The 24,749-nt window shown below is 59.1% G+C and carries 20 protein-coding genes; 3 read left to right on the forward strand and 17 right to left on the reverse strand.

Annotated elements, in window-relative coordinates:
* Nucleotides 1–63 precede the first annotated feature (63 nt).
* From ACZ5VE_RS01315 to ACZ5VE_RS01350, 8 genes are all read right to left on the reverse strand, one after another.
* Nucleotides 64–1,059 carry an ABC transporter ATP-binding protein gene (locus ACZ5VE_RS01315; protein WP_464456292.1) on the reverse strand — a complete coding sequence of 332 codons (996 nt, stop codon included), beginning with the start codon at nt 1,057–1,059 and terminating at the stop codon, nt 64–66.
* Nucleotides 1,056–2,024, reverse strand: a complete 969-nt coding sequence (locus tag ACZ5VE_RS01320; protein WP_464456293.1) for an ABC transporter ATP-binding protein — start codon at nt 2,022–2,024, stop codon at nt 1,056–1,058. The genes ACZ5VE_RS01315 and ACZ5VE_RS01320 overlap by 4 nt, the downstream gene beginning before the upstream one ends.
* Entirely contained in the window at nt 2,021–2,929 is a 909-nt protein-coding gene (locus ACZ5VE_RS01325) for an ABC transporter permease (protein WP_464456294.1), read from the reverse strand. Before ACZ5VE_RS01325 ends, ACZ5VE_RS01320 begins: the two co-directional genes overlap by 4 nt.
* A 3-nt stretch (nt 2,930–2,932) precedes the next feature.
* Nucleotides 2,933–4,513 (reverse strand): ABC transporter substrate-binding protein, encoded by a 1,581-nt coding sequence (locus ACZ5VE_RS01330; protein WP_464456295.1) that lies wholly within the window; start codon nt 4,511–4,513, stop codon nt 2,933–2,935.
* 46 nt (nt 4,514–4,559) lie between these two features.
* Nucleotides 4,560–5,798 carry a M20 aminoacylase family protein gene (locus tag ACZ5VE_RS01335; RefSeq protein ID WP_464456296.1) on the reverse strand — a complete coding sequence of 413 codons (1,239 nt, stop codon included), beginning with the start codon at nt 5,796–5,798 and terminating at the stop codon, nt 4,560–4,562.
* Nucleotides 5,799–5,800: 2 nt separating this feature from the next.
* Nucleotides 5,801–6,781: an ABC transporter permease gene (locus tag ACZ5VE_RS01340; protein ID WP_464456297.1), complete on the reverse strand. Its 981-nt coding sequence runs from the start codon at nt 6,779–6,781 to the stop codon at nt 5,801–5,803.
* Nucleotides 6,781–8,388, reverse strand: a complete 1,608-nt coding sequence (locus ACZ5VE_RS01345; protein ID WP_464456298.1) for an ABC transporter substrate-binding protein — start codon at nt 8,386–8,388, stop codon at nt 6,781–6,783. The genes ACZ5VE_RS01340 and ACZ5VE_RS01345 overlap by 1 nt, the downstream gene beginning before the upstream one ends.
* 117 nt (nt 8,389–8,505) lie before the next feature.
* A complete protein-coding gene (locus ACZ5VE_RS01350; protein ID WP_464456299.1) occupies nt 8,506–9,261 on the reverse strand; it encodes a DUF3047 domain-containing protein in 756 nt (251 codons plus the stop codon).
* A 95-nt stretch (nt 9,262–9,356) separates the two neighbouring features.
* On the opposite strand from ACZ5VE_RS01350, the gene ACZ5VE_RS01355 reads away from it, so the two are divergent.
* Complete coding sequence (locus tag ACZ5VE_RS01355) at nt 9,357–10,331, forward strand: Bug family tripartite tricarboxylate transporter substrate binding protein (protein WP_464456300.1); 975 nt, start codon at nt 9,357–9,359, stop codon at nt 10,329–10,331.
* A 6-nt stretch (nt 10,332–10,337) separates the two neighbouring features.
* On the opposite strand, the gene ACZ5VE_RS01360 is transcribed toward ACZ5VE_RS01355, so the two are convergent.
* The 7 genes from ACZ5VE_RS01360 to ACZ5VE_RS01390 form a co-directional block, all read right to left on the reverse strand.
* Nucleotides 10,338–12,491 (reverse strand): glycoside hydrolase family 31 protein, encoded by a 2,154-nt coding sequence (locus tag ACZ5VE_RS01360; protein WP_464456301.1) that lies wholly within the window; start codon nt 12,489–12,491, stop codon nt 10,338–10,340.
* Nucleotides 12,488–13,528 (reverse strand): ABC transporter ATP-binding protein, encoded by a 1,041-nt coding sequence (locus ACZ5VE_RS01365; RefSeq protein WP_464456302.1) that lies wholly within the window; start codon nt 13,526–13,528, stop codon nt 12,488–12,490. Before ACZ5VE_RS01365 ends, ACZ5VE_RS01360 begins: the two co-directional genes overlap by 4 nt.
* 36 nt (nt 13,529–13,564) lie before the next feature.
* Nucleotides 13,565–14,605, reverse strand: a complete 1,041-nt coding sequence (locus tag ACZ5VE_RS01370) for a carbohydrate ABC transporter permease (protein WP_464456303.1) — start codon at nt 14,603–14,605, stop codon at nt 13,565–13,567.
* A gap of 10 nt (nt 14,606–14,615) precedes the next feature.
* Nucleotides 14,616–15,593 carry a carbohydrate ABC transporter permease gene (locus ACZ5VE_RS01375; protein ID WP_464456304.1) on the reverse strand — a complete coding sequence of 326 codons (978 nt, stop codon included), beginning with the start codon at nt 15,591–15,593 and terminating at the stop codon, nt 14,616–14,618.
* 107 nt (nt 15,594–15,700) lie between these two features.
* Nucleotides 15,701–16,972 carry an ABC transporter substrate-binding protein gene (locus tag ACZ5VE_RS01380; protein ID WP_464456305.1) on the reverse strand — a complete coding sequence of 424 codons (1,272 nt, stop codon included), beginning with the start codon at nt 16,970–16,972 and terminating at the stop codon, nt 15,701–15,703.
* Nucleotides 16,973–17,174: 202 nt separating this feature from the next.
* A complete protein-coding gene (locus ACZ5VE_RS01385) occupies nt 17,175–18,314 on the reverse strand; it encodes a Gfo/Idh/MocA family protein (protein ID WP_464456306.1) in 1,140 nt (379 codons plus the stop codon).
* Nucleotides 18,315–18,333: 19 nt separating this feature from the next.
* Nucleotides 18,334–19,926, reverse strand: a complete 1,593-nt coding sequence (locus ACZ5VE_RS01390; RefSeq protein ID WP_464456307.1) for a glycerol-3-phosphate dehydrogenase/oxidase — start codon at nt 19,924–19,926, stop codon at nt 18,334–18,336.
* A 134-nt stretch (nt 19,927–20,060) separates the two neighbouring features.
* Here ACZ5VE_RS01390 and ACZ5VE_RS01395 point away from each other — a divergent pair, with 134 nt between their 5' ends.
* Together ACZ5VE_RS01395 and glpK are read left to right on the forward strand one after the other, a co-directional pair.
* Nucleotides 20,061–20,864, forward strand: a complete 804-nt coding sequence (locus tag ACZ5VE_RS01395) for a DeoR/GlpR family DNA-binding transcription regulator (RefSeq protein WP_464456308.1) — start codon at nt 20,061–20,063, stop codon at nt 20,862–20,864.
* Complete coding sequence (glpK, locus tag ACZ5VE_RS01400; protein ID WP_464456309.1) at nt 20,861–22,366, forward strand: glycerol kinase GlpK; 1,506 nt, start codon at nt 20,861–20,863, stop codon at nt 22,364–22,366. The genes ACZ5VE_RS01395 and glpK overlap by 4 nt, the downstream gene beginning before the upstream one ends.
* A gap of 46 nt (nt 22,367–22,412) precedes the next feature.
* On the opposite strand, the gene ACZ5VE_RS01405 is transcribed toward glpK, so the two are convergent.
* Nucleotides 22,413–23,396, reverse strand: a complete 984-nt coding sequence (locus ACZ5VE_RS01405; protein ID WP_464456310.1) for a Bug family tripartite tricarboxylate transporter substrate binding protein — start codon at nt 23,394–23,396, stop codon at nt 22,413–22,415.
* Nucleotides 23,397–23,568: 172 nt separating this feature from the next.
* On the reverse strand, nt 23,569–24,705 hold the full coding sequence (locus ACZ5VE_RS01410) for a porin (protein ID WP_464457413.1): 1,137 nt from the start codon (nt 24,703–24,705) through the stop codon (nt 23,569–23,571).
* Nucleotides 24,706–24,749 lie beyond the last annotated feature (44 nt).

Here is a 24,749-nt window from a genome sequence, read left to right on the forward strand (position 1 = left end):
CCACAAATAATTTGGGTAGTATAAGCTCGCACTCACTGCAAAGCAATAACGGTCAAATCTGCGTCACACCACCGCGTGACAAGCGATCTTGATACCTTTGAACTCGCGCAACGGCGGGCGTTCGGCACGGCAGATGTCGGTAGCCTGTGGGCAACGCGGATGGAAGGTGCAACCGCTTGGCGGGTTGAGCGGGTTGGGCACTTCGCCTTGCACGGGGGTTCGGGCACGGCCGGTATCGTGCATTTTGGGAATCGCGTCCAGCAGCATCTTGGTATACGGATGCTGCGGGTTGCCAAACAGGGTGTGCTTGTCGGCCAGCTCGACCAGTCGGCCCAAATACATCACGCCCACCTGGTCGCTCACGTGGCGCACCACAGCCAGGTTGTGGCTGATGAACAGATACGTCAGGCCCCGCTCGCGTTGCAGGTCTTTCATGATGTTGAGCACCTGCGCTTGCACGCTCACATCCAGCGCCGAGGTCGGCTCGTCACACACCAAAAACTCGGGCGCGGTGGCCAGTGCACGGGCAATCGAGATGCGCTGACGCTGACCGCCTGAGAACTGGTGCGGGTACTTGACCATGTCGAGCGGTGACAAGCCCACCGACTTCAGCAGCTCGGCCACGCGGTCTTTCAGCTCACCGGCATCCTTGATCAGCCCATGCTCGCTCAGCGGTTCACCAATGATGGCTTCCACTGTCCAGCGCGGGTTCAGGCTGGCATAAGGGTCCTGAAAAATCATCTGGATGCGCTGGCGCATCTTTTGGGAGTCGGACGACTTGAAGGCCGCATGGGCGTCTTGCCCGTCAAAGGTCAAGCCACCGCGTGTGGGCTCGTACAGGCCCACCAGCAAGCGGGCCACGGTGCTTTTGCCGCAACCGGACTCACCCACCAGGGCCAGGGTTTTGCCACGCTCGATCTCGAAGCTCACACCGTCTACGGCGTTCAGCAACTGGCGGGGTTTGCGCTCGAGCACACGGTTCAGCCAAGGGGCCGACACGTCAAAGGTTTTGGCCAGGTCGTGCGCGACGACCAAGGGCTGGGGTTTGGTCTCGCTCATGCAGCACTCCCATCGTGCAGCCAGCAGGCGGCTTGGTTGGCACCGGCCTGGACCAATTCTGGGCGCTCTTGGCGGCAGCGGTCAAAAGCTTGGGGGCAGCGCGGGTTGAAGGCGCAGCCTTGCGGGATGGCGTTCAGGCGCGGCATGGCGCCGTCAATCTGGTTCAGGCGTTCACGGTCACTGTCCATGTCGGGGATCGAGGCCATCAGGCCTGCGGTGTAAGGGTGGGCCGGGTGGTTGATGACCTGGTGGACTGGGCCGATTTCGGCCACACGCCCGGCGTACAGCACGGCCACGCGGTCACAGGTTTCGGCGATCACGCCCATGTCGTGCGTGATCAGCATCACGGCAGCGCCGCGGTCTTTGCAGACCTTTTTGAGCAAGCTGATGATCTGTGCCTGAATCGACACGTCCAGCGCGGTGGTCGGTTCGTCGGCCACGATCAGTTGCGGCTCGGCGGCCAAGGCCAAGGCGATCACCACGCGCTGGCGCATGCCGCCAGAAAACTGGTGCGGGTAATGGTCGATGCGCTCTTCGGCGGCGGAAATGCCTGTGTCCTTGAGCAGGTCAATGGCACGTTGGCGTGCTTCTTGGGGTGTCACCGGCAGGTGGGCCAAAATGGTCTCAGTCAGTTGCCGCCCAATGGTGTACAGCGGGTTGAGCGAGGTCAGCGGGTCTTGAAAAATCGCGCCGATTTTGCGGCCTCGAATGTGGCGCATCTGATCGGCGTTCAGGTGGTCAATGCGCTGGCCTTCCAGCAAAATCTCGCCCCCGGCGATGCGGCCCGGTGGCTCCAGCAGGCCAATGATGGCGGCACCCGTGAGTGATTTGCCTGCGCCCGATTCCCCCACCACACCCAGAATTTCTCCGGGGGCGATGTCAAACGAAATATTGTCCAGTGCACGCAAGGTGCCATGGCGGCTGGGGAATTCCACCACCAGGTTTTTGACTTTTAAAAGACTCATCGCAATCTCGGATTCAGCGCATCGCGCAGCCAGTCACCCAGCAAGTTGACCGACAGCGCAATCAGCACCAGCATCAGCCCCGGAAAAATCGTGATCCACCACTCGCCCGAAAACAAATAGTCATTGCCCACGCGAATGAGCGTGCCGAGCGATGGCGAGGTGGGCGGTGCGCCCACGCCCAAAAACGACAGCGTGGCTTCGGTGATGATGGCTGTGGCCACCTGGATGGTGGCCAGCACCATGACCGGGCCCATCACGTTGGGCAACACATGCTTGACCATGATGCGCAAGGGCGCAACACCCGTCACACGGGCCGCTTGCACGTATTCTTTGTTGCGCTCGACCAAGGTGGTGCCGCGCACCGTGCGGGCGTATTGCACCCAGCCCGTGAGCGAGATCGAGATGATCAACACACCAAAGGCCAGTGACTCGTTGGCGTTGGGGAACAAAGCACGCCCCACGCCTGCGATCAACAACGCCACCAGGATGGCTGGAAACGACAGCATCACATCGCACAGGCGCATGAGCAAAGCGTCAATCCAGCCGCCTTTGAAGCCTGCCAGCAAGCCCATGCCCACACCCACCACCACAGACAGAATCACCGAAGCAATGCCCACCACCAGAGAGATGCGCGAACCATAGATCAGGGCCGACAAAATGTCGCGCCCCTGATCGTCAGTGCCAAGCAAGAACTTGGTGGTGCCGCCTTCCAGCCAGGCTGGGGGCAAGCGGGCATCGCTCAACTCCAGCGTGGTCAGGTCAAAGGGGTTGGTCGGCGAGACCCACCCGGCAAATACCGAACAAAAAAGACACACGAAGGCGATGCCCGCTGCCACCATCGCCATGGGCGATTGGCGGAAGCTGTACCCGACGTCGCTGTTCAGCCAACGTTTCAGTGCGTTCATGGTTTATTTGACCGTGATGAATTTCCAAGCCATGCCGTTGTCCGGAAACTGCACCAACTCGATGTTTTTCTTGACGGCCCAGTTCAGCGCTTGCTGGTGCAAAGGCAGATGGCCCACATCGTCCTGGTGGATCTTCATGGCTTCACGGATCATTTCGTTGCGTTTTTTCTGATCGGTTTCAGAAGCCACCTTGTCGGTCAACTCGTCCACCTTGGGGTTGCTGTAGGCACCCAGGTTGAACTGGCCGCGACCACCGTCACCTGGCGTGGACATGATGGGGTACAGCACGTTGTGCGCATCCACCGTGCTGGCCGTCCAGCCCAGCATGTAAAAGCTGGTGTTACGGCTCAGGATTTTGGGGAAGTAAGTGCCTTTGGTTTCGGCTTCGAGGTTGATCTTGACACCCACCTTGGCCAGGTTGGCAGCGACGGCTTGGCAAATCTCTGCATCGTTGACATAGCGGTCGTTCGGGCAGTTCATCTTGACTTCAAAACCGTTGGGGTAACCGGCTTCGGCCAACAGTTTTTTGGAAGCCTCGACGTCATACGGCAAGCGCTTGGCCAAGTCGGGCGCAAAGCCATTGACTTGCGGCGGGAACATCAAGGCCAAGGGCGTGGCCGCACCGCGCATCACGCGGTTTTTAATGGTGTCGATGTCGATGGCCTGGTAGAAAGCTTTGCGAACGCGGATGTCCTTGAACGGGTTTTTGCCTTTGATGTTGGAGTACAGCAATTCGTCACGCTTTTGGTCCATGCCCAAAAAGATGGCGCGCAATTCAGGGCCTTGCAAAACCTTGAGCTTGTCATTGGCTTTCAGACGTTCAACGTCTTGCACGGGCACCGGCTCCATCACATCCAACTCGCCAGACAACATGGCAGCCACGCGGGTGGCGTCGTTGCCAATGACCGAGAAGATCACTTCATCAACGTTGCCGGCGATCTTGCCCCAGTAGTTGCCATTGCGTGCAAAACGGGTCTGCACGTTGGGCTGACGCTCTTTCACAATGAACGGGCCTGTGCCGTTGGCGCGGAAAGAGGCCGCGTTTTCAATGCCTTTGCGGCGGTCCACCGGCTTGGTGGCCTGGTTTTCTTCACACCACTTCTTGCTCATGATGGCCCAATGCGTGATCAACTCAGGCACGATGGGGAATGGCGCGGTGGTGATGATGTCGATGGTGTGGTCGTTGATCTTCTTGATCTCTTTGAACTGACCGACATAGCTCTTCATGTCGGAGCCATCGCCCTTGGCGCGTTCGTAGCTGAAGATCACATCATCAGCGGTGAAGGGGGTGCCATCATGGAATTTGACGCCTTTGCGCAGCTCAAAACGCCACACAGTGGGTGAGGTCTGCTTCCAGCTGGTGGCCAACAAAGGGGTGAGCTTGTAATTGGCGTCACGAGACACCAAAGTCTCATAAACGTTTTCGACCACGGTGATTTGCAAGGACTCGTTGAGCGAGTGCGGGTCCATGGACAAGGCATCGCCCTGGTTGCCGATGCGCACCGTGACAGCAGAAGCCGACACCGCCGACAAGGCCAGCGCAGCGGCCAAAGTGGCCACGAGGGGGTTGAGTTTGAAAGCCATGGGTTTCTCCTTGTTGAATGAATTCACTGAACCAAACTGAAGCACATCAATCTTTTGACAAAGGCAAGGCCTGCTCTACCAAACTGGCATGCAATGCAGCGCCCAAGGGCAAGATGTCGTCGTTGAAGTCGTATCGGCTGTTGTGCAGCGGGTGCGGCCCCGGGCCATGCGGCAAGCCTTGCCCGATGCGGATGTAAGCACCCGGCTTGGCCTGCAACATGAAAGAAAAATCTTCACCGCCCATGCTGGGCATCATGTTGCGCCAGACCTTGTCTTCGCCCACCAAAGCGGCGGCCACATCGCAGGCAAACTGCGCCTCGGGCACGGTGTTCACGGTGGCAGGGTACACGCGCTCGTAGTGCAACTCGGCAGAGGCGCCAAAGCCTTGGGCTATGCCGGTGCACAAAGAGCGCAAGCGCTCTTCGATCTGGTCTTGCACGCTCTCGCTGTAGGTGCGCACGGTGCCCACCAAGGTCACTTCACCGGGAATCACGCTCATGGCGCCGGGATGACCGCCCTGCATCGAGCAGATGCTGACCACCGCTTGGTCAAAAGCCGACAGGCTGCGTGACACCACGCTTTGCGCGGCGGTGATGATGTGGCCCGCCACCACCACCGGGTCAATCGCCTGGTGCGGGCGTGCGCCATGGCCGCCTTTGCCGCGAATGTGGATCTCGATCCGGTCCACCGCCGCCTGCATGGGGCCGGGGGTGATGCCAATCACGCCCAAAGGTGTTTCGGGCGAGTTGTGCTGGGCATAGACCTGCTCGCACGGGAAGCGTTCGAACAAGCCGTCTTCCATCATGGCGCGCGCACCCGCATAGCCTTCTTCACCAGGCTGAAAAATCAGCACGGCCGTACCGTCAAAACGCCGGGTTTCGGCCAGGTAACGGGCTGCGCCCATCAGCATGGCGGTGTGGCCGTCGTGGCCGCAGCCATGCATCAGGCCAGGTGTGCCCGACTTCCAGGTGCATTCGTTGAACTCGGTCAGCGGCAGCGCGTCCATGTCGGCGCGCAGGCCGATCATGCGGCCAGGGTTGCTGGCCGCGCGGCCCTGACCGTGCACCAAAGCCACCACGCCGGTTTTGCCAATGCCGGTGTGGATGCTGTCCACGCCGCAGACCTTGAGCATCTCGGCCACGCGGCCCGAGGTGTAGACCTCTTCAAAACCCAGCTCGGGATGGGCGTGCAGGTCGCGCCGAAAGGCGGTGAGTTCGGGGTGAAATTGAGCAATGCGCGCAAACGCGGCACCACGCCCCAAAACGGATTGCAAAGAAGCCCCCATGTTCAGTGCCCCCCAGGCTTGCCCACGCGCAGGCGCGGATCAACCACAAAATAAAGCAAGTCGACGATCAGGTTGATGACCACGAAGATCAAGGCGATCAGGCACAAATAAGCCGCCATGACCGGGATGTCGGCAAAGGTCACCGCCTGAATGAACAGCAAACCCATGCCAGGCCACTGGAACACCGTTTCGGTGATGATGGCAAACGCGATCAAGCCACCCAATTGCAAACCGGTGATGGTGAGCACCGGCACCAGCGTGTTTTTGAGGGCATGGCCAAAATGGATGGCGCGGCTGGACAAACCCCGGGCTCGGGCGAACTTGATGTAGTCGGCGCGCAGCACTTCCAGCATTTCGGCACGCACCAAGCGCATGATCAAGGTCAGCTGAAAAATGGCCAACGTGACCGCAGGCAGCACGATATGGTGCCAGCCCTTGGCCGTGAGCAACCCGCTGGACCACCAGCCCATTTGCACCACATCCCCACGGCCAAAGCTGGGGAACCAGCCCAGGATCACGGCAAACACCAGAATCAGCAAGATGCCGATCAGGAAAGTTGGCAAGGACACGCCGAGCAATGACACGGTCATGATCAACTGGCTGATCCAGGTGCCACGGCGCAGCGCCGCATAGACCCCCATGGGCACTCCGATGGCCAAGGCCAGCGTGGCAGCCACCAGCGCCAGCTCCAGCGTGGCGGGCAAGCGCTCAGCGATCAGGCGCGACACCTTGGCACCTTGGCGCAAGCTCAGGCCGAACTCGCCTTGCACCGCGTTCGACAAGAAGTGCCAGAACTGCACAAAGAAAGGTTGGTCCAGGCCCAGGCCTTCGCGCAATTCCTTGATTTGATCAGGCGTGGCATCTTGGCCGAGCAAGAACACGACCGGATCGCCCACATACTGAAACAGCAAAAAGGCAATGAAGGCCACTGTGATCATGACGACCACCGCCTGAATCAGGCGCTGCAAAATAAAGGCGAGCATCAATTGACCTTGATCAGTGTCCAGTCGAGTCGGTTATCGGCGCGGTGGACCACGTCGACGTTTTTCTTCATCGCCCAAGGGATGACCTGGTTGTGCAGCGGAATGTGAGACACCGTGTCATTGGACAACTGCAAGCCCTCGGTCAACAAGCGGTTGCGCACAGGCAAGTCGGTTTCGGTCTTCACACGGTCCACGACATAGTCCATGCGCGAGTTGCTGTACCGACCCACGTTGTAGTTGCCGTCGCCCCCTGTGCCCACAGTGCGCACCAGCGACTGCAGGCTGTACAAGGCATCAAAAGTGGGGACGCCCCAACCCAGCATGTAAATGCTGGCTTCATAGCGCTGGATCATGGGGAAGTAGGTCACCAGTGGCAGGGTGCGCAGCTTGGCTTTGACACCCACCTTGGCCCACATGGCGGTGATCGCTTGGCAAATTTCTTCGTCGTTGATGTAGCGGTTGTTGGGGCAGGCAAAGTCCACCTCGAAACCTTGCGGATAACCGGCGTCGGCCAGCAGCTTGCGAGAGGCGTCCTGAGAATAAGGGAAGCGCGCATCCACATCCTTGGTCCAACCGTTGACTTGCGGTGCCACCAGCGTTCCCGTGTTTTGCGACAGGCCACGCATGGTCACGCGGTGGATGGTGTCGATGTCGATCGCCTGGTATAAGGCCTTGCGCACCTTCACGTCTTTGAGCGGATTTTTGCCCTTGACGTTGGAGCCTGGCAGCTCATCACGGTGCTGGTCCATGCCCAAAAAGATGGTGCGGTTTTCAACCCCGTCCATCACCTTCAGGTTGGGGTTGTTGCGCATGCGGCCCAGGTCTTGCGGGCTGGGGTCGAGCACAAAGTCGATCTCGCCCGACAGCAAAGCTGCCGCGCGGGTCGCTTCGTTTTTGATAGGGGTGTAGATGATCTCGGTGACGTTGGTGGGCACCTCAGACCAGCCCCACCAGTTGGGGTTTTTCACCAGCACCAGTTTTTGGTCCGGCTGCCATTCTTTGACTGTGTAGGCCCCGCTGCCCATGGCGTTGCGGTGGGCAAAGTTTTCATCCTTGGATTTGGAGTCTTTCGGTTCAACCGACTTGTTCTTTTCGGCCCAGGCCTTGCTCATGATGCGCAGCTCGGTCAGCTGGTTCATCAGGACCGGGTTGGGGCCGCTCAACACAATGTCCACCGTGTTGGCGTCCACCTTCACCACTTTGCTGAAACCTTGTGTGAAGACGTTGAAGTTGGAGGTCTTGGCGCGTGCACGCTCTAAAGAGAACACCACATCGTCCGCAGTCAGGGCCGAGCCATCGCTGAACTTGACGCCTTTGCGCAAATTGAAGCGGTATTGCGTGGCCGACATCTCTTTCCAAGAAGTGGCCAGCTTGGGCTCCACTTTGAAGGTTTTGCTGTTGTAGTACACCAGCGAGTCAAAAATGGCAGCATGCACGCCGTTGCCCAAGGCGTTGTTTTGCGAATGGATGTCGAGCGTGGGGATGTCACTGGCGCTGGACCATTTGAAAGGCTTGGCCTGCACCGCAGTGGCCCCCATCAACCCAGCCAAGCCCAAAGACAGCACCAAGGCCGTGGCGCAGACAGGCAAATTTGCGGCATTTTTCATCAAAGTCACCTTGATCATGAAATGTGTTGGTCAGAGGTGGCTACTATGCAACATTCAGGCCCACCTCAGGGAGAGGGAATTCCCCCAAATGGCGTGTCGCGCACAAGACTGGTGCAATCAATCAAGCCGGATGTCGCCATACCAAGCTCTAACGCTGCTGCGGGTGTTGTCGGAATCGGTCATGATGGCCACACCGACCAAAGCCCCGGGCGCTTCGCCGAACGCCTTTTCAAAATCAGCCCGCACATCACGCTGGTAGTGACGCCACTGCATCAAGTGAGCCGAACCAGACTCCACGACCCACTTGCGCACGCGGTCGGTACGCGGATTAACGATGACCGAATCCACTGGACTGTGATTAGACCAAACATACATCAATGTGGCATAAGGCAAAGGCTCGCCTGTGAGTGCTTCTGTCAAGTCGCTGAGCGTTGCATTTTTGGCAGAAAAACGGCTGCGGTCGCCGTCAAAGGCCAAAATCAAACGCACCGGGGAATCACCACGACCCAGCTCAGCCATATCGGCCGCAGGCATCAGGTTTTCGACTTGCCATTCAAACCGCAAACGCCCTAACTTCTCTGGCACCACGTTCACGCGTTGCCGCAACAAGCTGGCCGACGATTGCGCATGGGCTTGAAGCACTTGGCGATGACCATGCTTTTCCAGTTTGAATGCGGTGCGCAACTTGCCGGGCAAAGACACGGCCTCCCATTGCGCTTTGTCTTGCGGGCGGAAATGCAAGCCACCTGACGCAGACACCGAAGCCCCCACCACAGACTTTTGCTCACTCACGCCATGGCTGGCGCAGCCTCCCAAAACAACCAGACACAGCAAACCCCTAGCGCTCCAGCCCCATGACCCCGTAAAAACCATGAATACCCCTTCAACACCGATGCAAGACAATGGCGCTTGCACACTACTGTTACTTTTGATTCATTTTTTGAATTATTCATTCTGGAAGCATCGACATGTTCAACCGCCGTCATTTGCTGCAATCCTTGGCTTTGAGCACACTGCCCGCAGGCTGGGCACAGGCTCAATCAGCTTTCCCTTCCAAGCCGCTCAAAATCGTGGTGCCCTTTGGCGCTGGCGGCGTGGCCGATCTGACGGCAAGGGCCGTGGCTCAAAAACTGTCCGAGAATTTGGGGCAACCGGTCATCATTGACAACCGCCCCGGCGCAGGCGGTATCGTGGCAGGCGAACTGGTGGCCAAAGCCATACCCGACGGCCACACCTTGCTGCTGATGTCCAACGGCACGGCCGTGAGCGCCGGCTTGTTCAAGACCCTGCCCTTCAACCCCCGGGGTGACTTTGCGCCCGTTTCCTTGCTGGGCCTGTTCGACATTGCCATCGTGGTCCCCGAGTCGTCACCGCACAAAACCCTGGCCGAGCTGGTCAGTTTTGGGCGCGCCAATCCGGGCAAACTGAACATCGGCACCATCAACATCGGCAGTACCCAGCACTTGGCTGCAGAGTTGTTCAGGTCGCAGGCCAATTTGATCAGCCAGATCATTCCCTACAACGGCACCCCGGCCGTGATCAATGCCTTGCGTGGGGGGCAGGTCGATGCGGTGGTGGAAATTCTGGGGCCGCTCAAGCCCCAGATCAGCGCCAAGGCGGTTCGCCTGCTGGGGGTGATGGGCGCATCGCGACCTAAAGACCAGCCGCAAGTTCCAGTGGTGCGTGAGCTGTCGGGTCTGAGCAACTTCAACGTGTCGTCCTGGAATGCCTTGGCTGCACCCGCCAAAACGCCCAAAGCCGTGGTGGATCGCCTCAACGCCGAAGTGGCCAAAGTGCTGTCAGAACCCGAGATGGTCCAGCGCTTGGCCAGTTTCAACGTCGAAGCCAAAGCCAGCACACCTGCGCAATTGGCGCAGTTGCTGGACAGTGACATCAAACGCTGGAGCGACGTGATTCAGAAGGCGGGTATACCGCAGTCCTGAAAAACGTCAAAACACCAGCGTTTCCGACACGGGGTCGTCGAACCTGGGCAAGACCCTGGGTTGAGGATGGGCCACAGGAATCTGCGCGCCAGCGCGGGCAAACAGCGGCAGGTGGTTCAGGGGCGCATCCACCTCATGCTCGGTGCCTGCCGCCATGGGTGTGCGGGTGTGAAAATCAAACCACTGCTCGCCTGGCGGCAGCTGAGGCAAATACACACGGCGTTGCGTGGCGCCTTGCGCCACGACAGGTGCCACCAGCAAGGCATCGCCCAGCATGAAATCGTCGCAGTCCTGCAGGCAACGCGCATCGTTCGGGAAGTTGAAGAATGTGGGCCGAATGATGGGCTCATGCTTGTGACTTGCCGCTTCAAAGCATTGCCACATGTAGGGCAGCAACAGGTAGCGCAAGCGAATGGCCTGGGTGACCGCCTGGGTGACCTCCGGGTGCATCCAGGGCAAATTGCTGACGTTGCCCTCTTTCCATGAGTTCATGACCATGCGTGGGTTCAGGCTGCACGCCTGGACCCAGCGCAAGAACAACTCCGCGTCCGGGATAGGCCCGTAAAAGCCGCCCACGTCATGCCCGATGTTGAACATGCCCGACAAACTCATTTGCAAGCCCGTGCGGATGTTCCACTTCAGGCTGGCCCAACTGGTGGTGTTGTCACCCGACCAGGTTTGGGCATACCGCTGCAAGCCTGGTGGGCCCGCACGGGTGATGGTGAAAACCAGATCATCCTGACCCGTTTCGCGGGCATGGGCTTGCTGCGACTCGAAGGTGGCACGGGTCATCAACAAACCGTGCAAAGGGCGGCTGCGGTGCATCGGCAAGGTCTGCCCCAGGCCCGCACTGTAGGCATCTTCTGCCTGAATGGCGTATTCATTGTTGTCGTTCCAGCCCACGTCGATACCGCGTTGCAAAATCTGCGCCTTGAGCTGTGATTGCCACCACTGAATGGCCTGTTCACGGGTGAAGTCCAAGTGCGAACCCTGACCATCCCAATAAGGCTCCACCACAGGTTGGTGGCTGCCTTCATGCTCGATGAACGCGCCTTGGCTGGCCAATTCGGCATAGGCAGGGTGGTCGTCCAGCAAACAGGGCTTGAGGTTGGCCACCAGCTTCATGCCAGCGGCATGGAATTTGGCATTGACCCGCTCGGGGTCCGGGAACTTGCTGGTGTTCCAAGTGAACACATAGCGCTGCTTGCCCCGGCTCGAATAACCCGAGCCGTAATGGAAAGCCGAAATCGGTACGCCATGTTGCTGGCACTCGTCCACAAAGGACTCCAGCAACGCCTGGGCGTTGGGCGAATCGGCCAAGCCCATGGCCGTTTGGGCAAAACCCAAGGTCCAGCGCGGTGGCAGCAAGGTACCGCCCACCAGTTGCACGAATTGCGCCACCACTTGGGCAGGGGTCTCGCCCACCATCAGGTAATAGTCCAGATCGCCATCGTCAATTTCAGTGGTGCGAAACAAGCCGTGGTAGTTGTCATGTTCACAACCCAGATCGAATGTGCAAGCCGACAAGGTGTCGTAATAAATGCCCACCCACAAACCGTCGACCGTACGGGTCATCAAAAACGGCCAATGCTTGTACAACGGATCGCCATGCTCCGGGTCATAGCCAATGGAGTCCTGGCCCAGACAACGCAAACGCCGGCCATGCAAGTTCAGTGGCCCCGTCTTGTCGCCCAGACCAAAGTAATGCTCCTGCGGATCGCGCACCACACAATGGCGCACCAGGCCAGTGCGCTTTTCGCTCAAATACGCACTGGTTACACGGTCAGACTGAAAAACCTTCCCGCTGCCCGGCTGCGTCCATTCCAGGCGCACAGGGTCTCCGTTGCCGCCCGTCCATTGCACCGCCAGCTTGTCGGTCTGCAAGCCTTGTCCGTTCGCTGCCACCGCCAGTTGGGGGCGGGCAAAGCCAGCCAGACTGGGTCGCTCGCGCCCTTGCCATGGCACATCTTCGCCAGCCACAGGGGCAATCGCCCAGGTTCGAGGCTCTTTGTAACCTTGTTCAGGTTGCCAGCTCACGCGTGCAAGGGTGTTGGACAAAAAGACCACGCTCAGCTGACCGCCAGGGCTGAGTGCGGCCACCGCATCGGCCTCGGGCGCGCCAGGCTGGGTTTGCCAGCCAGAAGTTGCAACGGGTTTCATGCGGCAGTCCTTTCAATGCGTTGATCCTGAGCGTCAAAAACATGCAAGTGGTGTTCGGCCACCGTCATGTGAATGGTCTGCCCCGCAGACAAGGCCTGTTCGCCGTCGACCAGCAGTTCGACGCGCGTCTGGTCGGTCAGTTCAGCATGCACAAGGCGTTGGGCACCCATGTATTCGGCATGGCGCACCGTCATGGACAAACCTTCTCCGGGTCCACACCCTTGCCAATGTTCAGGGCGAATACCCACTTGATGCGCCTGCGACGGCACCCATGCCGCCAAAACCGGGCAGGCCCGGACCAGCGCCGCACGCATGAAGTTCATGCGCGGGCTGCCAATGAACCCCGCCACAAAGGTGTTGCAAGGTTTTTCATACAACGACACCGGTGTCCCCACCTGCTCCACCAAGCCTGCACGCAGCACCACAATCTTGTCGGCCATGGTCATGGCCTCCACCTGATCATGGGTCACATAAATCATGGTGGCCCCCAAACGCTGATGCAGCTCACGCAACTCGCTGCGCATGGACACGCGCAACTCGGCATCCAGGTTCGACAGCGGTTCGTCAAAAAGGAAAATTTTGGGGTTGCGAACAATCGCCCGGCCAATCGCCACCCGCTGACGCTGCCCGCCCGACAACTGGGTGGGGCGCCGTTGCAGCAAGGGGTCCAGCCGGAGCAAGGTCGCCGCCTCGTGCACTTTGCGTTCAATGTCGGCACGCGGCACCTTGGCGTTTTCAAGACCAAATGCCATGTTGTCATACACCGTCATGTGCGGATACAGCGCATACGACTGGAACACCATGGCACAGCCGCGTTCGGCAGCCCCCACGTCATTGACACGCTGCCCATCGATCAGCAATTCACCATCGGTGGGTGTATCCAGCCCGGCGATCATGCGCAAAAGAGTTGACTTGCCACAGCCAGAAGGGCCGACAAACACCACAAACTCGCCATGGGCCACCTGCAAATCCACGCCGTGGATCACCGGGGTTTGGTCGAATTTTTTATAAAGAGAACGTAATTCAAGAGTGGACACGATCGACTACCTGACAAAAATATAAAAACAAACCGCTCACTTCACCCCGGCACCTGCGATGCCGGTGGTGATGTAACGCTGAAGGAAAGCAAACACCAAGGTGACGGGCAACAAGGTGATGACCGTCATGGCCAACAGGTAGTGCCACTGGGTATTGAGCTCACCCTGGAAAGAGTTGAGCGCCAGCTGCAAGGTGAAAAACTCGTTTTTGGACAACACGATCAAGGGCAACAAGAAATCGTTCCAGCGCCACATGACCGAGAAAATAGCCAACACCGCCAATGCGGGTGCCGACAAAGGCAACACGATGCGCCAATAAATGCGCCACTCGCTGGCGTGGTCCATGCGGGCCGCCTCGATCAGCTCATCCGGAATGGTCAGCATGTACTGCCTGAGTAAAAACACCCCGGTGGGCGTGGCCACCGCCGGCAAGATCACGCCCCACAAACTGTTGAGCAAGCCCACCTGATTGATCACCAGAAACACCGGCACCAAGATGATGGTGGGCGGGATCATCAGCGTCGCGATGATCAGAAAGAACACCCCCTTTTGCCCGCGAAACTTGTACTTGGACAAGGCAAATGCAGCCATCGAGTTGAACAACAAGGTCAGCACCGTGGCCACCACCGTGATGAACACACTGTTCCAAAGGTAGGTGCCAAACGTGAACTTGCCAAACAACTCGGTGTAGTTGCCCCAGGCGAATTTCAAGGTATTGACCGGCGTGCGTTGACGGATGTTGACTTGCACCCGCTCCTCTGGTGCCGCCGGGTCCACCATGCTGGCCATGATGCCCATGCGCTGAACCTGTGCCATTTCGCGTTGGCGACCATCGTCTAACGTCACCGTGAACAGCGGCAAGGGCTTGTCATGCCCCGCCACCACCACGGTTTTTTGAGCGTAAGGCATGAAGGTAGGTGGAAATTGCCCAATGGCTGCCTCGGTCTTGAACGACGACATGAGCAGCCAGACCACGGGGGCAAACATGGTGAACAAGCCCACCACAAGGTAGGCGTAACTGAGCACATCGGTCCAATCCAGACGCTGGCGGCCTCGCGTGCGCAACAAAAAATTCATCCAAGCCATCTCAGCGCCCTTTCTGGCCAGCTTCGCTGGCCCGAGTCAGACGCAACTGCGCCAAAGTCAACACAATCAGGAAAAACGCCAATGCCAACGAAGCTGCCGCAGCCAAACCGTACAAATGGATTTGCTCCGCAAAACCGGTCTGGTAAATGAACTGGACAATGAACGTGGTGGCCGAACCCGGACCGCCGCCTGTCAAGACAAACACCTCGTCAAAGACCTGAACCGCACGAATAGCCGCCAGCACCAGAACCACAATGAGGTTGGGCATCAGCAAGGGCAGCGTGATGCGGGTCAAGGTGCGCCAAGGACTGGCACGGTCCATTTCGGCCGCTTCGTACAAGTCTTTCGGAATGGCCTGAAGTCCGGCCAACAAAATCAGGGTGTAAAAACCCATGTGCGCCCAGATCGACACGAACACGGTCCAGAAAAAAGCCCACCCCGACTCGGTCAACCACTGCACAGGTGACATCTCGAACGCCACCAGGCCCGCGTTGAACGCACCCTGGCTTTGCAGCAACCATTTCCAGATCAATGCCACCACCACGGGCGACAACAAGACCGGGTAGAAAAACACCCCACGCCAAAACCCCCGACCCAGGATTTTCCGGTTGAGCACAAGTGCCGTGACCATGGCCAGCAACACCATCAAGCCCACCTGAATGAAGCTGAACTTCACGGTGTTGAAAATCGCCCGCCAGAACACGTCTTTGCGGCAGGTCGACAAGTCCAGGTAATCACCGCATTCGAAGAGAATCTGAAAATTCTCAGCCCCCGTGAACGGTCGACTCAAGGGCATCAGGTTGACGCCGCCTGTGACGGCATAAACCAGGTTGATCAAGATGGGCAAAAAACAAAACAGACCAAAAACAAACAAGTTGGGCGCAACAAACAACCACCCCAGCCGTTGCAGACCCAGGCGCTGCTGACCGAACCTGAAAAAAGGCTCCAGCAGATTGAAAAAGAAAGCAAGAAATCTCATAAAGGAACCTCACCCCGCGTACAAAGCGGGGCGATCTGCAAACTCATAAAAAAAGCGGTGTGGGCATCTGCATGCCCACACCCTCGTTCACCCAAACCGGTCAGTGATTACTTCTGGGCTTGTTTGATCGCGTCTTGCATGTCCGCATTGATTTTGTTGACGGCCTCGTCCGTGCTCATTTCACCCACAATGGCTTGCGTCACACGGCTGACTGTGGGCAGCATGATGGCGCGGTTGAACTTGTAGCCTTGGAATTGATAGGCCACAGGCGCGAGTTGCGCTACACCCGCACTGAACACACCCAAAGCGGCCTTGGCTGCGGGCTTAGCGCTGGCATAGTCCACGCCCTTTTTGGCCAAACCGGCGTGTGCAGGAATGTTGTTGGTGCGGGCGCTGAACTCGGCATAAGCCGCCTCGGACGCCATGAAGTCCATGAAGGCCCCAACTTCTTTGGGCGATTTGCTGGTCTTCAACGCCACCCAGGCCGCACCACCCGGGATGCCCGAGCATGCAGCAGGGCCGCACGGGTTGGGCACCGCCACCCAGTCAAAATTACTGCCTACCTTGTTTTGCAGGTTGCCGATTTGCCAGCTGCCAGCCAACACCATCGCCACATTGCCGTTGATGAATTCATCGATCGACGAAGCGTAGGTCGAGCCCCCTGTGCCTGCCCACACTTCGCGCATCATGCCGCCGTCTTTGTGCCATGCGACAAATTTGTTGACCGTATTTTTGTACCCTGCATCAATGACGGGGTTGCCCTGGGCATCAAAGATTTTGGCGCCATAGCTGATGGCAGGCCCAGCGAAACGGTGGCCAGAACGGTCCCAGGCGGCAGCGGCCTTGAGTTGAGTGGCCTTGGCCACTTTGCGGCTGGCTTCCATCCAGTCGTCCCAAGTGGCTTTGGCACCAGGCATGGGCACTTTGGCTTGCTCAAACAGTGTCTTGTTCACGAAAGGGCCGGTCATGGTCAATTGCGACATGAAACCGTAAATGCCCTTGTCGGTGGCGCTGGGGCGCAACCAAGGGGCTGTTGCGCCAAAGTTGTCATCCCAGTACTTGCGGTTTTTGAGGTGTGCAGAAATGTCCATGTAGTACTTGGACAGCCCACCCAAGTCGGTCACACGGGCAATGTCCGGGCCCTGGCCAGCAGCCAGCTGCACGGGCAGTTGCTCCACGATGGTTTTGTAAGGCACGTTATCGACCACCACTTTGGTGCCCGGATTCTGGGCTTCAAAGCGCTTGGCCATCTCAGCGGTGACCTCGCACTCGATGCCATCCTGGTAGCACATGACACGGATCTCTCCTGCATGGGCCAAACCCGCCAAAGCGGACAGACCAGCGGCCAAGGCCAGGGGACGGATAAAGACAGATTTCATGGTTGACTCCTCGTTTGGTTGTGTGAAATGAATATAGTTGAATGATGCTCAAACATGCATATCGTTTGTACGAATGCAGAATGAATCGCCCCCTTGCGCACGCACTGACCCGAGCACGACATGAGCGCTGCCAACAGACAAAACGCCACACACTTTGTGCGTGATGTCTTGGGCTAATGCAAGCTGCATGGTGTGCATGGCCTTAAATCTGCCCCAGCGCATAAGCACCCTGGGTCAGATCAATGGCCTGGCCTGTGCGAGCGGACTCCTGCGCGGCCAGCCCCATCAGCACTGCCGCCAAGCCATCCTTGAGGCCCACCTCCACCGGACCCTGGCCTCGTACCACCGCATTGAAGCGCTGGTGCTGATAAAAAGTGGAGCCGTTATGGTCTCCAGCGGCCAAGGCCACGGGGTCTACCGGCACATCCAGTTCGCGTGGGCCTTTGGGCTCGCGTGGACTGATCACCACCTTGGGCACAGGGGGTTCACCCAGATGCGCAGGCCAGAAGCGCCCCGGCCCGGGGACAAAGCACTCGGCCTTGCCATGCGAACCCACCAGCGAAATTTCTTCCTGGTAACGAGCGCCCTCGGCGAACATGCACAGCTCCAGCAAAGCGCGCTGGCCGTTGGCAAAGTCCACCACCACATAGGCGTTGTCCAATATGTCGGGCACACCCTCGGCGTAGCGCTCGTCCAGGTGGTTGTGCGCCACCGAAGCGGACGCATACACCCGCACCGGTTCGCTGCGCAGCACATGCCGCATCAGGTCGAAAAAGTGGCAGCACTTCTCGACCAGCGTACCGCCGGTGTAACGGTTGAAGCGATTCCAGTCGCCCACCTTCACCAGGAAGGGAAAACGGTGCTCACGAATAGACAGCATGGCGAGCGGTCCGGTGTTTTGCTGGCTGTGGGCTTCTTCGGTCAAGCGGGCCACCGGTGGCATGTAGCGGTATTCCATCGCCACCCAGATCGGCGCGGGATACGTGCGCCCCAGTTGAGCCAGTTCGCGCAACGCTTCAAGTGAGGTGCATGCAGGCTTTTCCAGCAACACGGGTAAAGGCCGCAACGCGGCGATTTCGGCCAACTGCTCGGCGTGCCTGAAATTGGGGCTGGCCACCAAAAGGCAGTCGACGTCGTGGGCGGTCACGACCTCTGCGAGGTTCGCTGCACGCTGACTGCCTGGTGCCAGCGCCAGACTGGCCGCGGCCATCGCGTCATCCGGCTCGAAAATCCGGGTCACCGATGCACCCGGCAACAAGGCGATGTTGCGCAGGTGCTCCTGCCCCATCATGCCGCAGCCGATGATGCCGTAGCGCACATTGGAAATCGTATCGAGGTTCACAAGCCTGTCTCCATCACATTCATGCGGCCGCCAAATCGGACGGACTCAACTGGTATTGCTGGCACAAGGCCAAAAACGCAGGCAGCGCCGGATCCAGACCCGTTTCCTGCTGCAGCAACTCGGCCACGCGTGGGGCCATTTGTGCGGCCAGGCGTGCGTCCAAAAACAAAACGCGCCAGCGGCGTGCCAGCATGTCTTCCACCGTGATGGCCCATTCTGAACGCGCACAGTAACGCACGATCGCGGCGGTCAAACCCAAACCCAGCAGTTCGTCACAGCCCGGGGCATGCTGCACCGCGTCGGCTTGCGTGCCCAGCAAGTGCATGCCAGGCGCATCACGCAAACTGACAGACCGAACACCCGATGCTGGCGCACCAAACAACCGGTGACTTTCGGTGTGAGCCTCATGCAGGGCGACCGGCAAATCACCCGAGACCACCAGAGCGGCCATCACCTCTTGGGCCATGCTGCGGTAGGTCGTCCATTTGCCACCGGTGACCGTGACAAAGCCTGGTGCCTCAAGGGCAATCAAGTGCTCACGGGACATTTGCGCCGTTGAGCCTGCCTGGGCATCCCCGGTGTCCACCAACGGTCGCAGTCCCACCCAGACGCTTTTCACATCGTGTGCCTGCAGGCGCACGCCCAAGGCCCGTTCGGTCTCGCCCAGCAGAAAAGCCAATTCTTCAGCCATGGGACGCGGCTCCTGCGGAGCATCGTCACGTGGCGTATCGGTCGTGCCGATCACCGTGGCCCCCAACCAGGGCACAGCAAACAACACACGCCCATCTGAAGTTCGCGGCACCAGCACCGCTTCGGTCAACGGCAAACGCGCACGGTCCACCACCAGATGCACCCCTTGGCTCGGCTTGACCAGGCCATGAATGACCGATGAAGCCGCCGACGGATGACGTGACGTGGGCGACAGGGCCAACTGCCGCAAGGCATCGACCCAAACGCCAGTGGCATTGACCACACAGCCAGCAGTCACCACGGCTTGCTGACCGTTCAGGCCGTCTTGCAAAGTGACTTGCCAGCCTGCGCCATGCCGCGCCATGCCGACCACCCGCACATGGTTGCGCACCCGGGCACCGCAGGCCTGCGCTGTTCGGGCCAAAGCCAGTGCCAAGCGGGCGTCCTCAAACTGACCATCCCAGTAGCGGACACCCGCTACAGTGCCGGGCAAGGCCCCCCCGTTGCCTTGCAAGTGGCGCAGACCCAGGGCCTCGGTCGCCCCCAAACTCAGGCGCCCCGCCAGCCATTGGTACAGCTTGAGCCCCACGGTCGTAACAGCCCATGACAGCCAACGCCGCTCATGCACCACAAAAGGCAGGGGCTGCGCCAAATGGGGCGCCAAACCCAGCACGATGGCCCGTTCACGAAGGGCCTCGCGCACCAGCTTGAACCGTCCCTGTGCGAGGTAACGCACCCCGCCATGCAACAACTTGGTCGAGCGCGACGACGTGCCGCAAGCAAAGTCACGCGCCTCCACCAAGGTCACGCTTCGCCCCTCCAATGCAGCCTGCACAGCCACGCCCAAACCGGTGGCACCGCCACCGATCACCAGCACATCGCACGGTGCCCGGGTCCAGTCTGAAAGATCAGGTCGAAACATAATGGAGTGAAAAAATTGATTATTTATGTTCGTTTATTTTCTTTTTATGGTTATACATCCAAAATAAACGATCACATATGCTCGAAATCCCTAGTTTTGCAACATCCAAAAACGGTTACAACAGGGCCATGACCATGGCACTCAATCCCAGACAACAGGCCATGCTGCACCATGTGCGCGAACATGGCAGCCTCAAAACCGAGGCTTTGGCAGCCCAATTCGGCACCACACTGCAAACCATCCGTCGTGACATCCAGCGACTGACCGAAACCGGCGCCATGGAACGGTTTCATGGTGGCGTGCGCGCCATCGACAGCAGCACACGCAACACCACTTACACGCAGCGCCAGCGCACCCACGCCGAGGCCAAACAGCGCATTGCGCGTACTGTGGCGGCCGCCATTCCGCCAGGTGCCAGCCTGTTCATGAACATCGGCACCACCGTCGAAGCCGTGGCCAGCGAACTGCTGCACCATGCCGATTTGCGGGTGATCACCAACAATTTGCATGTGGCACGCACCTTGACGGCCAACCCGCAATGCGAAGTGCTCATGGCCGGGGGCACCGTGCGCCACGAAGACCTGGGTGTAGTGGGAGAAGCGGCCTTGTCATTCATCCGCCAGTTCAAGGTGGACATCGGCCTCATTGGCATCAGCGGCATTGATACCGATGGCACCCTGCGCGATTTCGACATGCGCGAAGTCATGGTGGCCCGCGCCATCGTCGAGCAATCTCGCCAGGTCTGGCTGGTGGCCGACCACAGCAAGTTTGGGCGTGCCGCCATGATCGAAATGGCCCCGCTCAAAGCGCTGCACACCTTGTTCACCGACGCCCCCCTTTCCCCTGATTTTGAGAGCCTCTTGCGCGATCAAGCCGTTCGCTGCGTGGTGGCCCCCTCCAAAGACATGTCTCCGGACACCTCGACCGACAACCCATGACACATCCCACTTATTTGCTGGCCCTGGACCAAGGCACCTCCAGCTCCAGGGCCATTGTTTTCAACGACCACGGCCACATCGTCGGCACGGTGCAACAGGAATTCCCTCAAATCTACCCCCAGCCCGGCTGGGTCGAGCACGACCCACTGACCCTCTGGCAAAGCCAACGCGACACAGCACAAAAAGTGCTTGCCCAATGCGGCTTGACGGCCGCCGACATCCGGGGCGTGGGCATCACCAACCAGCGCGAAACCACCCTGCTCTGGAACCGCCAGACCGGCCAGCCGCTGCACAACGCCATCGTCTGGCAAGACCGGCGCACCGAAGCGCTGTGCCAGCAATGGCGCGAACAAGGGGTGGAGCCTCTTATTGAGCAACGCACCGGCTTGCGACTGGACGCTTATTTCTCGGCCACCAAACTGCGCTGGTTGCTCGACCAAATTCCTGGCGCACGCGCGCAAGCACAAGCAGGCGAGCTGGCCTTTGGCACCGTAGACACCTGGCTCATTTGGCAACTGACCGGAGGCCAAAGCCACCACACCGACACCAGCAACGCCAGCCGCACCCTGCTGCTGAACATCCATACCGGGCAATGGGACGATGAATTGCTGGCCCTGTTCGACATCCCGCGGTCCGTGCTGCCCGCGGTGCAGGCCTCTGTGGCCGATTTTGGACGCGTGCAAAGCGGCTTGCTGGGGCCGGGGCCGGGGCCTGTCATTGGCGGCGTCGCTGGCGACCAACAATCGGCCTTGCTGGGACAAGCTTGCCTGCAGGCGGGCGAAGTCAAAAACACCTATGGCACAGGCTGCTTCATGCTCATGCACACCGGGCACACCGCACTGCAAAGCCACAACGGCCTCATCACCACCTGCGCCGCACACCTGCAGCCCGAAGCCACCCCCGAATACGCCCTGGAAGGCAGCGTGTTCATGGGCGGTGCCGTGGTGCAATGGCTGCGCGATGGCCTCAAAGCCATCACGCACAGCAGTGAAGTGGAGGCACTGGCCTCCAGTGTCAATGACAGCGATGGCGTGGTGTTGGTCCCCGCATTTGCCGGTTTGGGTGCGCCCTATTGGCTGCCCCATGCCCGTGGCAGCATACAAGGCCTGACCCGTGGCAGCAGCGTGGCCCATATTGCCCGTGCAGCACTGGAAAGCATTACCTTGCAAAGCACCGTGTTGCTGCAAGCCATGCAAAACGACGCCAAGCACCTGCCGCATCTGCAAGTCAAGGCCTTGCGCGTGGACGGCGGCGCTTGCACCAACAACCTGCTCATGCAAATGCAGGCAGACCTGACGGGGCTGCCGGTGATCCGGCCTCAAACCACCGAAACCACCGCCTTGGGCGCAGCCTTGCTGGCAGGACTGCAGCAAGCGGTGTTCAGCCACCCCGGCGAGCTGCGTGAACGCCTGGCCACCGAACGTGTTTTTGAACCGCAATGGAGCCGTGACCGAGCAGAGACCAAACTGGCCGCTTGGAATACCGCTGTTCAACGCAGCTGAAAACCACCATATACCCGATGGCGCGTTCAGCGAAAACGACGCTCCCTCAGAGCTGGTCGATCTGAATGCCCTGCTGGCGCACCACTTTTTTCCAACCCTCCAGATCGCTGCGGATGAATTTGTCCATGTACGCCACGCCTTGCGGCGCAGACTCCAGCGCATCGGCCTTGAAGCGTGCCTGCACGTCGGGCATGGCCGTGATGCGCAGCAAGGCCTGGTTCAAGCGATCGACCACGTCGGCAGGCGTACCCTTGGGTGCCACCAAACCAAAATAATTCAAGGCACTCAAATCGGCCAAACCCTGCTCGGCCAGGCCCGGCACTTGCGGCAATGACGGGTGACGATGACCGGTGGTCATGGCCAGGGGCTTGATACGCCCATCGCGCACAAACGGGGCCAAGGCCGGAATGGTGCCGGTCAGCACATGGATTTGGCCACCGATCATGTCCATCGTGGCGGGGGCAATGCCCCGGTAGGGAATGTGCACAATCGACACCCCTTTTTGCGCCTTGAGTTGCTCAAGTACCAGGTGGTTGATGCCGCCTGCGCCGGCCGAGCCGTAATTGAGCTGCCCCGGACGGGTCTTGGCATAAGCCACCAATTCGGCCAGGGTGTTGACCGGCAGGTCTTTGTTGCAAGCCCACATCAAAGGCCCCTGGGCCACCATGCCAACCGGCGCAAAACTGGTCACCGGGTCGTAGCCCGCACTGGGCAACACAGCAGCAACGGTGGTGAAAGGGGCTGCCACCAACAAGAGGGTGTGCCCGTCGGCCGGGCTTTGGGCCACAAATTGCGAACCAATGGCACCGGACGCCCCGGTGCGGTTTTCGACCACCACACTGGTGCCCCACAACTCGCCCAACTTCTGCGCCAGCAGACGCCCCATGGCATCGGTACCCGCCCCTGCTGCAAAAGGCACCACGATGCGCACCGGCTTATCGGGGTAACTGGCCGCATGCGCCCCCAGGGCATTCACAAAACTGCCGGCGGCAGCGTACGCCAGCCATTGGCGGCGAGATAAATGGGGCATGCGCATGGTCGAGCTCAAAACGTCACGAAAAATAAACCAATTGTGATGCACGGACATGTCGGCTGCATGACAAGCATCCATGTGATGGCGGTGCACACAACAAAAAACCCACCGTGTTGCCACGGTGGGTTTTTCAGCTTTTAACTCTCAGCTGGCTTGCGCCAGCGTCAAATTAGAAGGAGTGAGCAATGCCCAGGTCGAAAGATGTGACCTTGCTGTTGCTAGTAGCTGGGTTTGTAGTTTCAACGTTGTTTTTACGTGTTTGCGAAGCCACGTCTGTGTAAACGTAAGTGCGCTTGCTCAGGTCGTATTTCACGCCCAGACCAAACTTGTTGTCGTCTTTCTGACCGGCAGCACCGTTGCCGTTCCACACGCTGTAACCAACGCGCAGTGTGGCTGCACCCAAGGGAGCAGCAGCGCCGATGGTCCAGTTTTTGATCTTGCCATCAGCAGCAACTTGTGAAGTTGCACCACCAGTGGGCACCGCAGAAGCAGGAGCAGAGAAAGTGATGTTGTTACGCTCGGCAGCAGTGCCGCCTTTGATGGTTGCGTAGCTGGCGAACAACTTGGCAGCACCCAGATCGTAGTTACCGTAGACCTGTGTGATGGAGTCACCAGCACGGTTTTCCTCGTTACCCAAACCAACGACCAAAGGACCATTGGCGTAAGTGGCATTCAAAGACAGGCTTTTGCCAGAGTAAGAGGCAGGAACAGCAGGAGCGGTTGCGGCTGCAGTGGCGACAGTCTTAGGCGAGTAGCTACCGCTCACGGTGAAACCACTGAAGGTGGGCGATGTGTACCAGAGTGCACCGTCGATACGGCCTTCACCGCCAGCAGCGTAGTCAGTCGCGAAACCAGCAGCGTAAACGCTACCAGCAACAGTGCTCACACCCCATGGGTCAGAGTTGCCGCCGTTAGGCAATTGCAAAGCGGTCAGGCCGCGGCCCAACATCACGGTACCGAAACCACCAGTCAAACCAATGCGTGTTTCGCCTTGGAAGAGAGGACGTGTAGCGGAGGATTCAGTATTGCCAGTGGCTGGATCGAAACGCATTTGTGCGTTAGCCAGAGCTTTCATGCCACCGCCCAGGTCTTCGGTCACGCTGAAGGCGATGCGGTTGTTGTTACCAGAGCCAACGGAAGTCTTGGCAGCACCAGGAGCAACGTTGCTCACGTTTTTGACGCCAACGTCAAGGATACCGGAGATGGTCACGGTGGATTGTGCGAAAGCAGCGCCTGTGGCAGCAACAGCAGCCAGAGCAGTTAGATTGAATACACAATTACAGAGTGAAAATCTACAGTGACAAATGACAGGCTATACATTTGTACCATGATGAAAGTTAGCCCCTTATT

This window comes from Limnohabitans sp. INBF003 (assembly GCF_055396645.1).

What these genes read in the sequence shown, in the direction of transcription:
- ACZ5VE_RS01315 (WP_464456292.1), bottom strand. Translation starts at nt 1,059, where the DNA reads ATGAGCGAGACCAAACCCCAGCCCTTGGTCGTCGCGCACGACCTGGCC.
- ACZ5VE_RS01320 (WP_464456293.1), bottom strand. Translation starts at nt 2,024, where the DNA reads ATGAGTCTTTTAAAAGTCAAAAACCTGGTGGTGGAATTCCCCAGCCGC.
- ACZ5VE_RS01325 (WP_464456294.1), bottom strand. Translation starts at nt 2,929, where the DNA reads ATGAACGCACTGAAACGTTGGCTGAACAGCGACGTCGGGTACAGCTTC.
- ACZ5VE_RS01330 (WP_464456295.1), bottom strand. Translation starts at nt 4,513, where the DNA reads ATGGCTTTCAAACTCAACCCCCTCGTGGCCACTTTGGCCGCTGCGCTG.
- ACZ5VE_RS01335 (WP_464456296.1), bottom strand. Translation starts at nt 5,798, where the DNA reads ATGGGGGCTTCTTTGCAATCCGTTTTGGGGCGTGGTGCCGCGTTTGCG.
- ACZ5VE_RS01340 (WP_464456297.1), bottom strand. Translation starts at nt 6,781, where the DNA reads ATGCTCGCCTTTATTTTGCAGCGCCTGATTCAGGCGGTGGTCGTCATG.
- ACZ5VE_RS01345 (WP_464456298.1), bottom strand. Translation starts at nt 8,388, where the DNA reads ATGAAAAATGCCGCAAATTTGCCTGTCTGCGCCACGGCCTTGGTGCTG.
- ACZ5VE_RS01350 (WP_464456299.1), bottom strand. Translation starts at nt 9,261, where the DNA reads ATGGTTTTTACGGGGTCATGGGGCTGGAGCGCTAGGGGTTTGCTGTGT.
- ACZ5VE_RS01355 (WP_464456300.1), top strand. Translation starts at nt 9,357, where the DNA reads ATGTTCAACCGCCGTCATTTGCTGCAATCCTTGGCTTTGAGCACACTG.
- ACZ5VE_RS01360 (WP_464456301.1), bottom strand. Translation starts at nt 12,491, where the DNA reads ATGAAACCCGTTGCAACTTCTGGCTGGCAAACCCAGCCTGGCGCGCCC.
- ACZ5VE_RS01370 (WP_464456303.1), bottom strand. Translation starts at nt 14,605, where the DNA reads ATGAATTTTTTGTTGCGCACGCGAGGCCGCCAGCGTCTGGATTGGACC.
- ACZ5VE_RS01375 (WP_464456304.1), bottom strand. Translation starts at nt 15,593, where the DNA reads ATGAGATTTCTTGCTTTCTTTTTCAATCTGCTGGAGCCTTTTTTCAGG.
- ACZ5VE_RS01380 (WP_464456305.1), bottom strand. Translation starts at nt 16,972, where the DNA reads ATGAAATCTGTCTTTATCCGTCCCCTGGCCTTGGCCGCTGGTCTGTCC.
- ACZ5VE_RS01390 (WP_464456307.1), bottom strand. Translation starts at nt 19,926, where the DNA reads ATGTTTCGACCTGATCTTTCAGACTGGACCCGGGCACCGTGCGATGTG.
- ACZ5VE_RS01395 (WP_464456308.1), top strand. Translation starts at nt 20,061, where the DNA reads ATGGCACTCAATCCCAGACAACAGGCCATGCTGCACCATGTGCGCGAA.
- glpK (WP_464456309.1), top strand. Translation starts at nt 20,861, where the DNA reads ATGACACATCCCACTTATTTGCTGGCCCTGGACCAAGGCACCTCCAGC.
- ACZ5VE_RS01405 (WP_464456310.1), bottom strand. Translation starts at nt 23,396, where the DNA reads ATGCCCCATTTATCTCGCCGCCAATGGCTGGCGTACGCTGCCGCCGGC.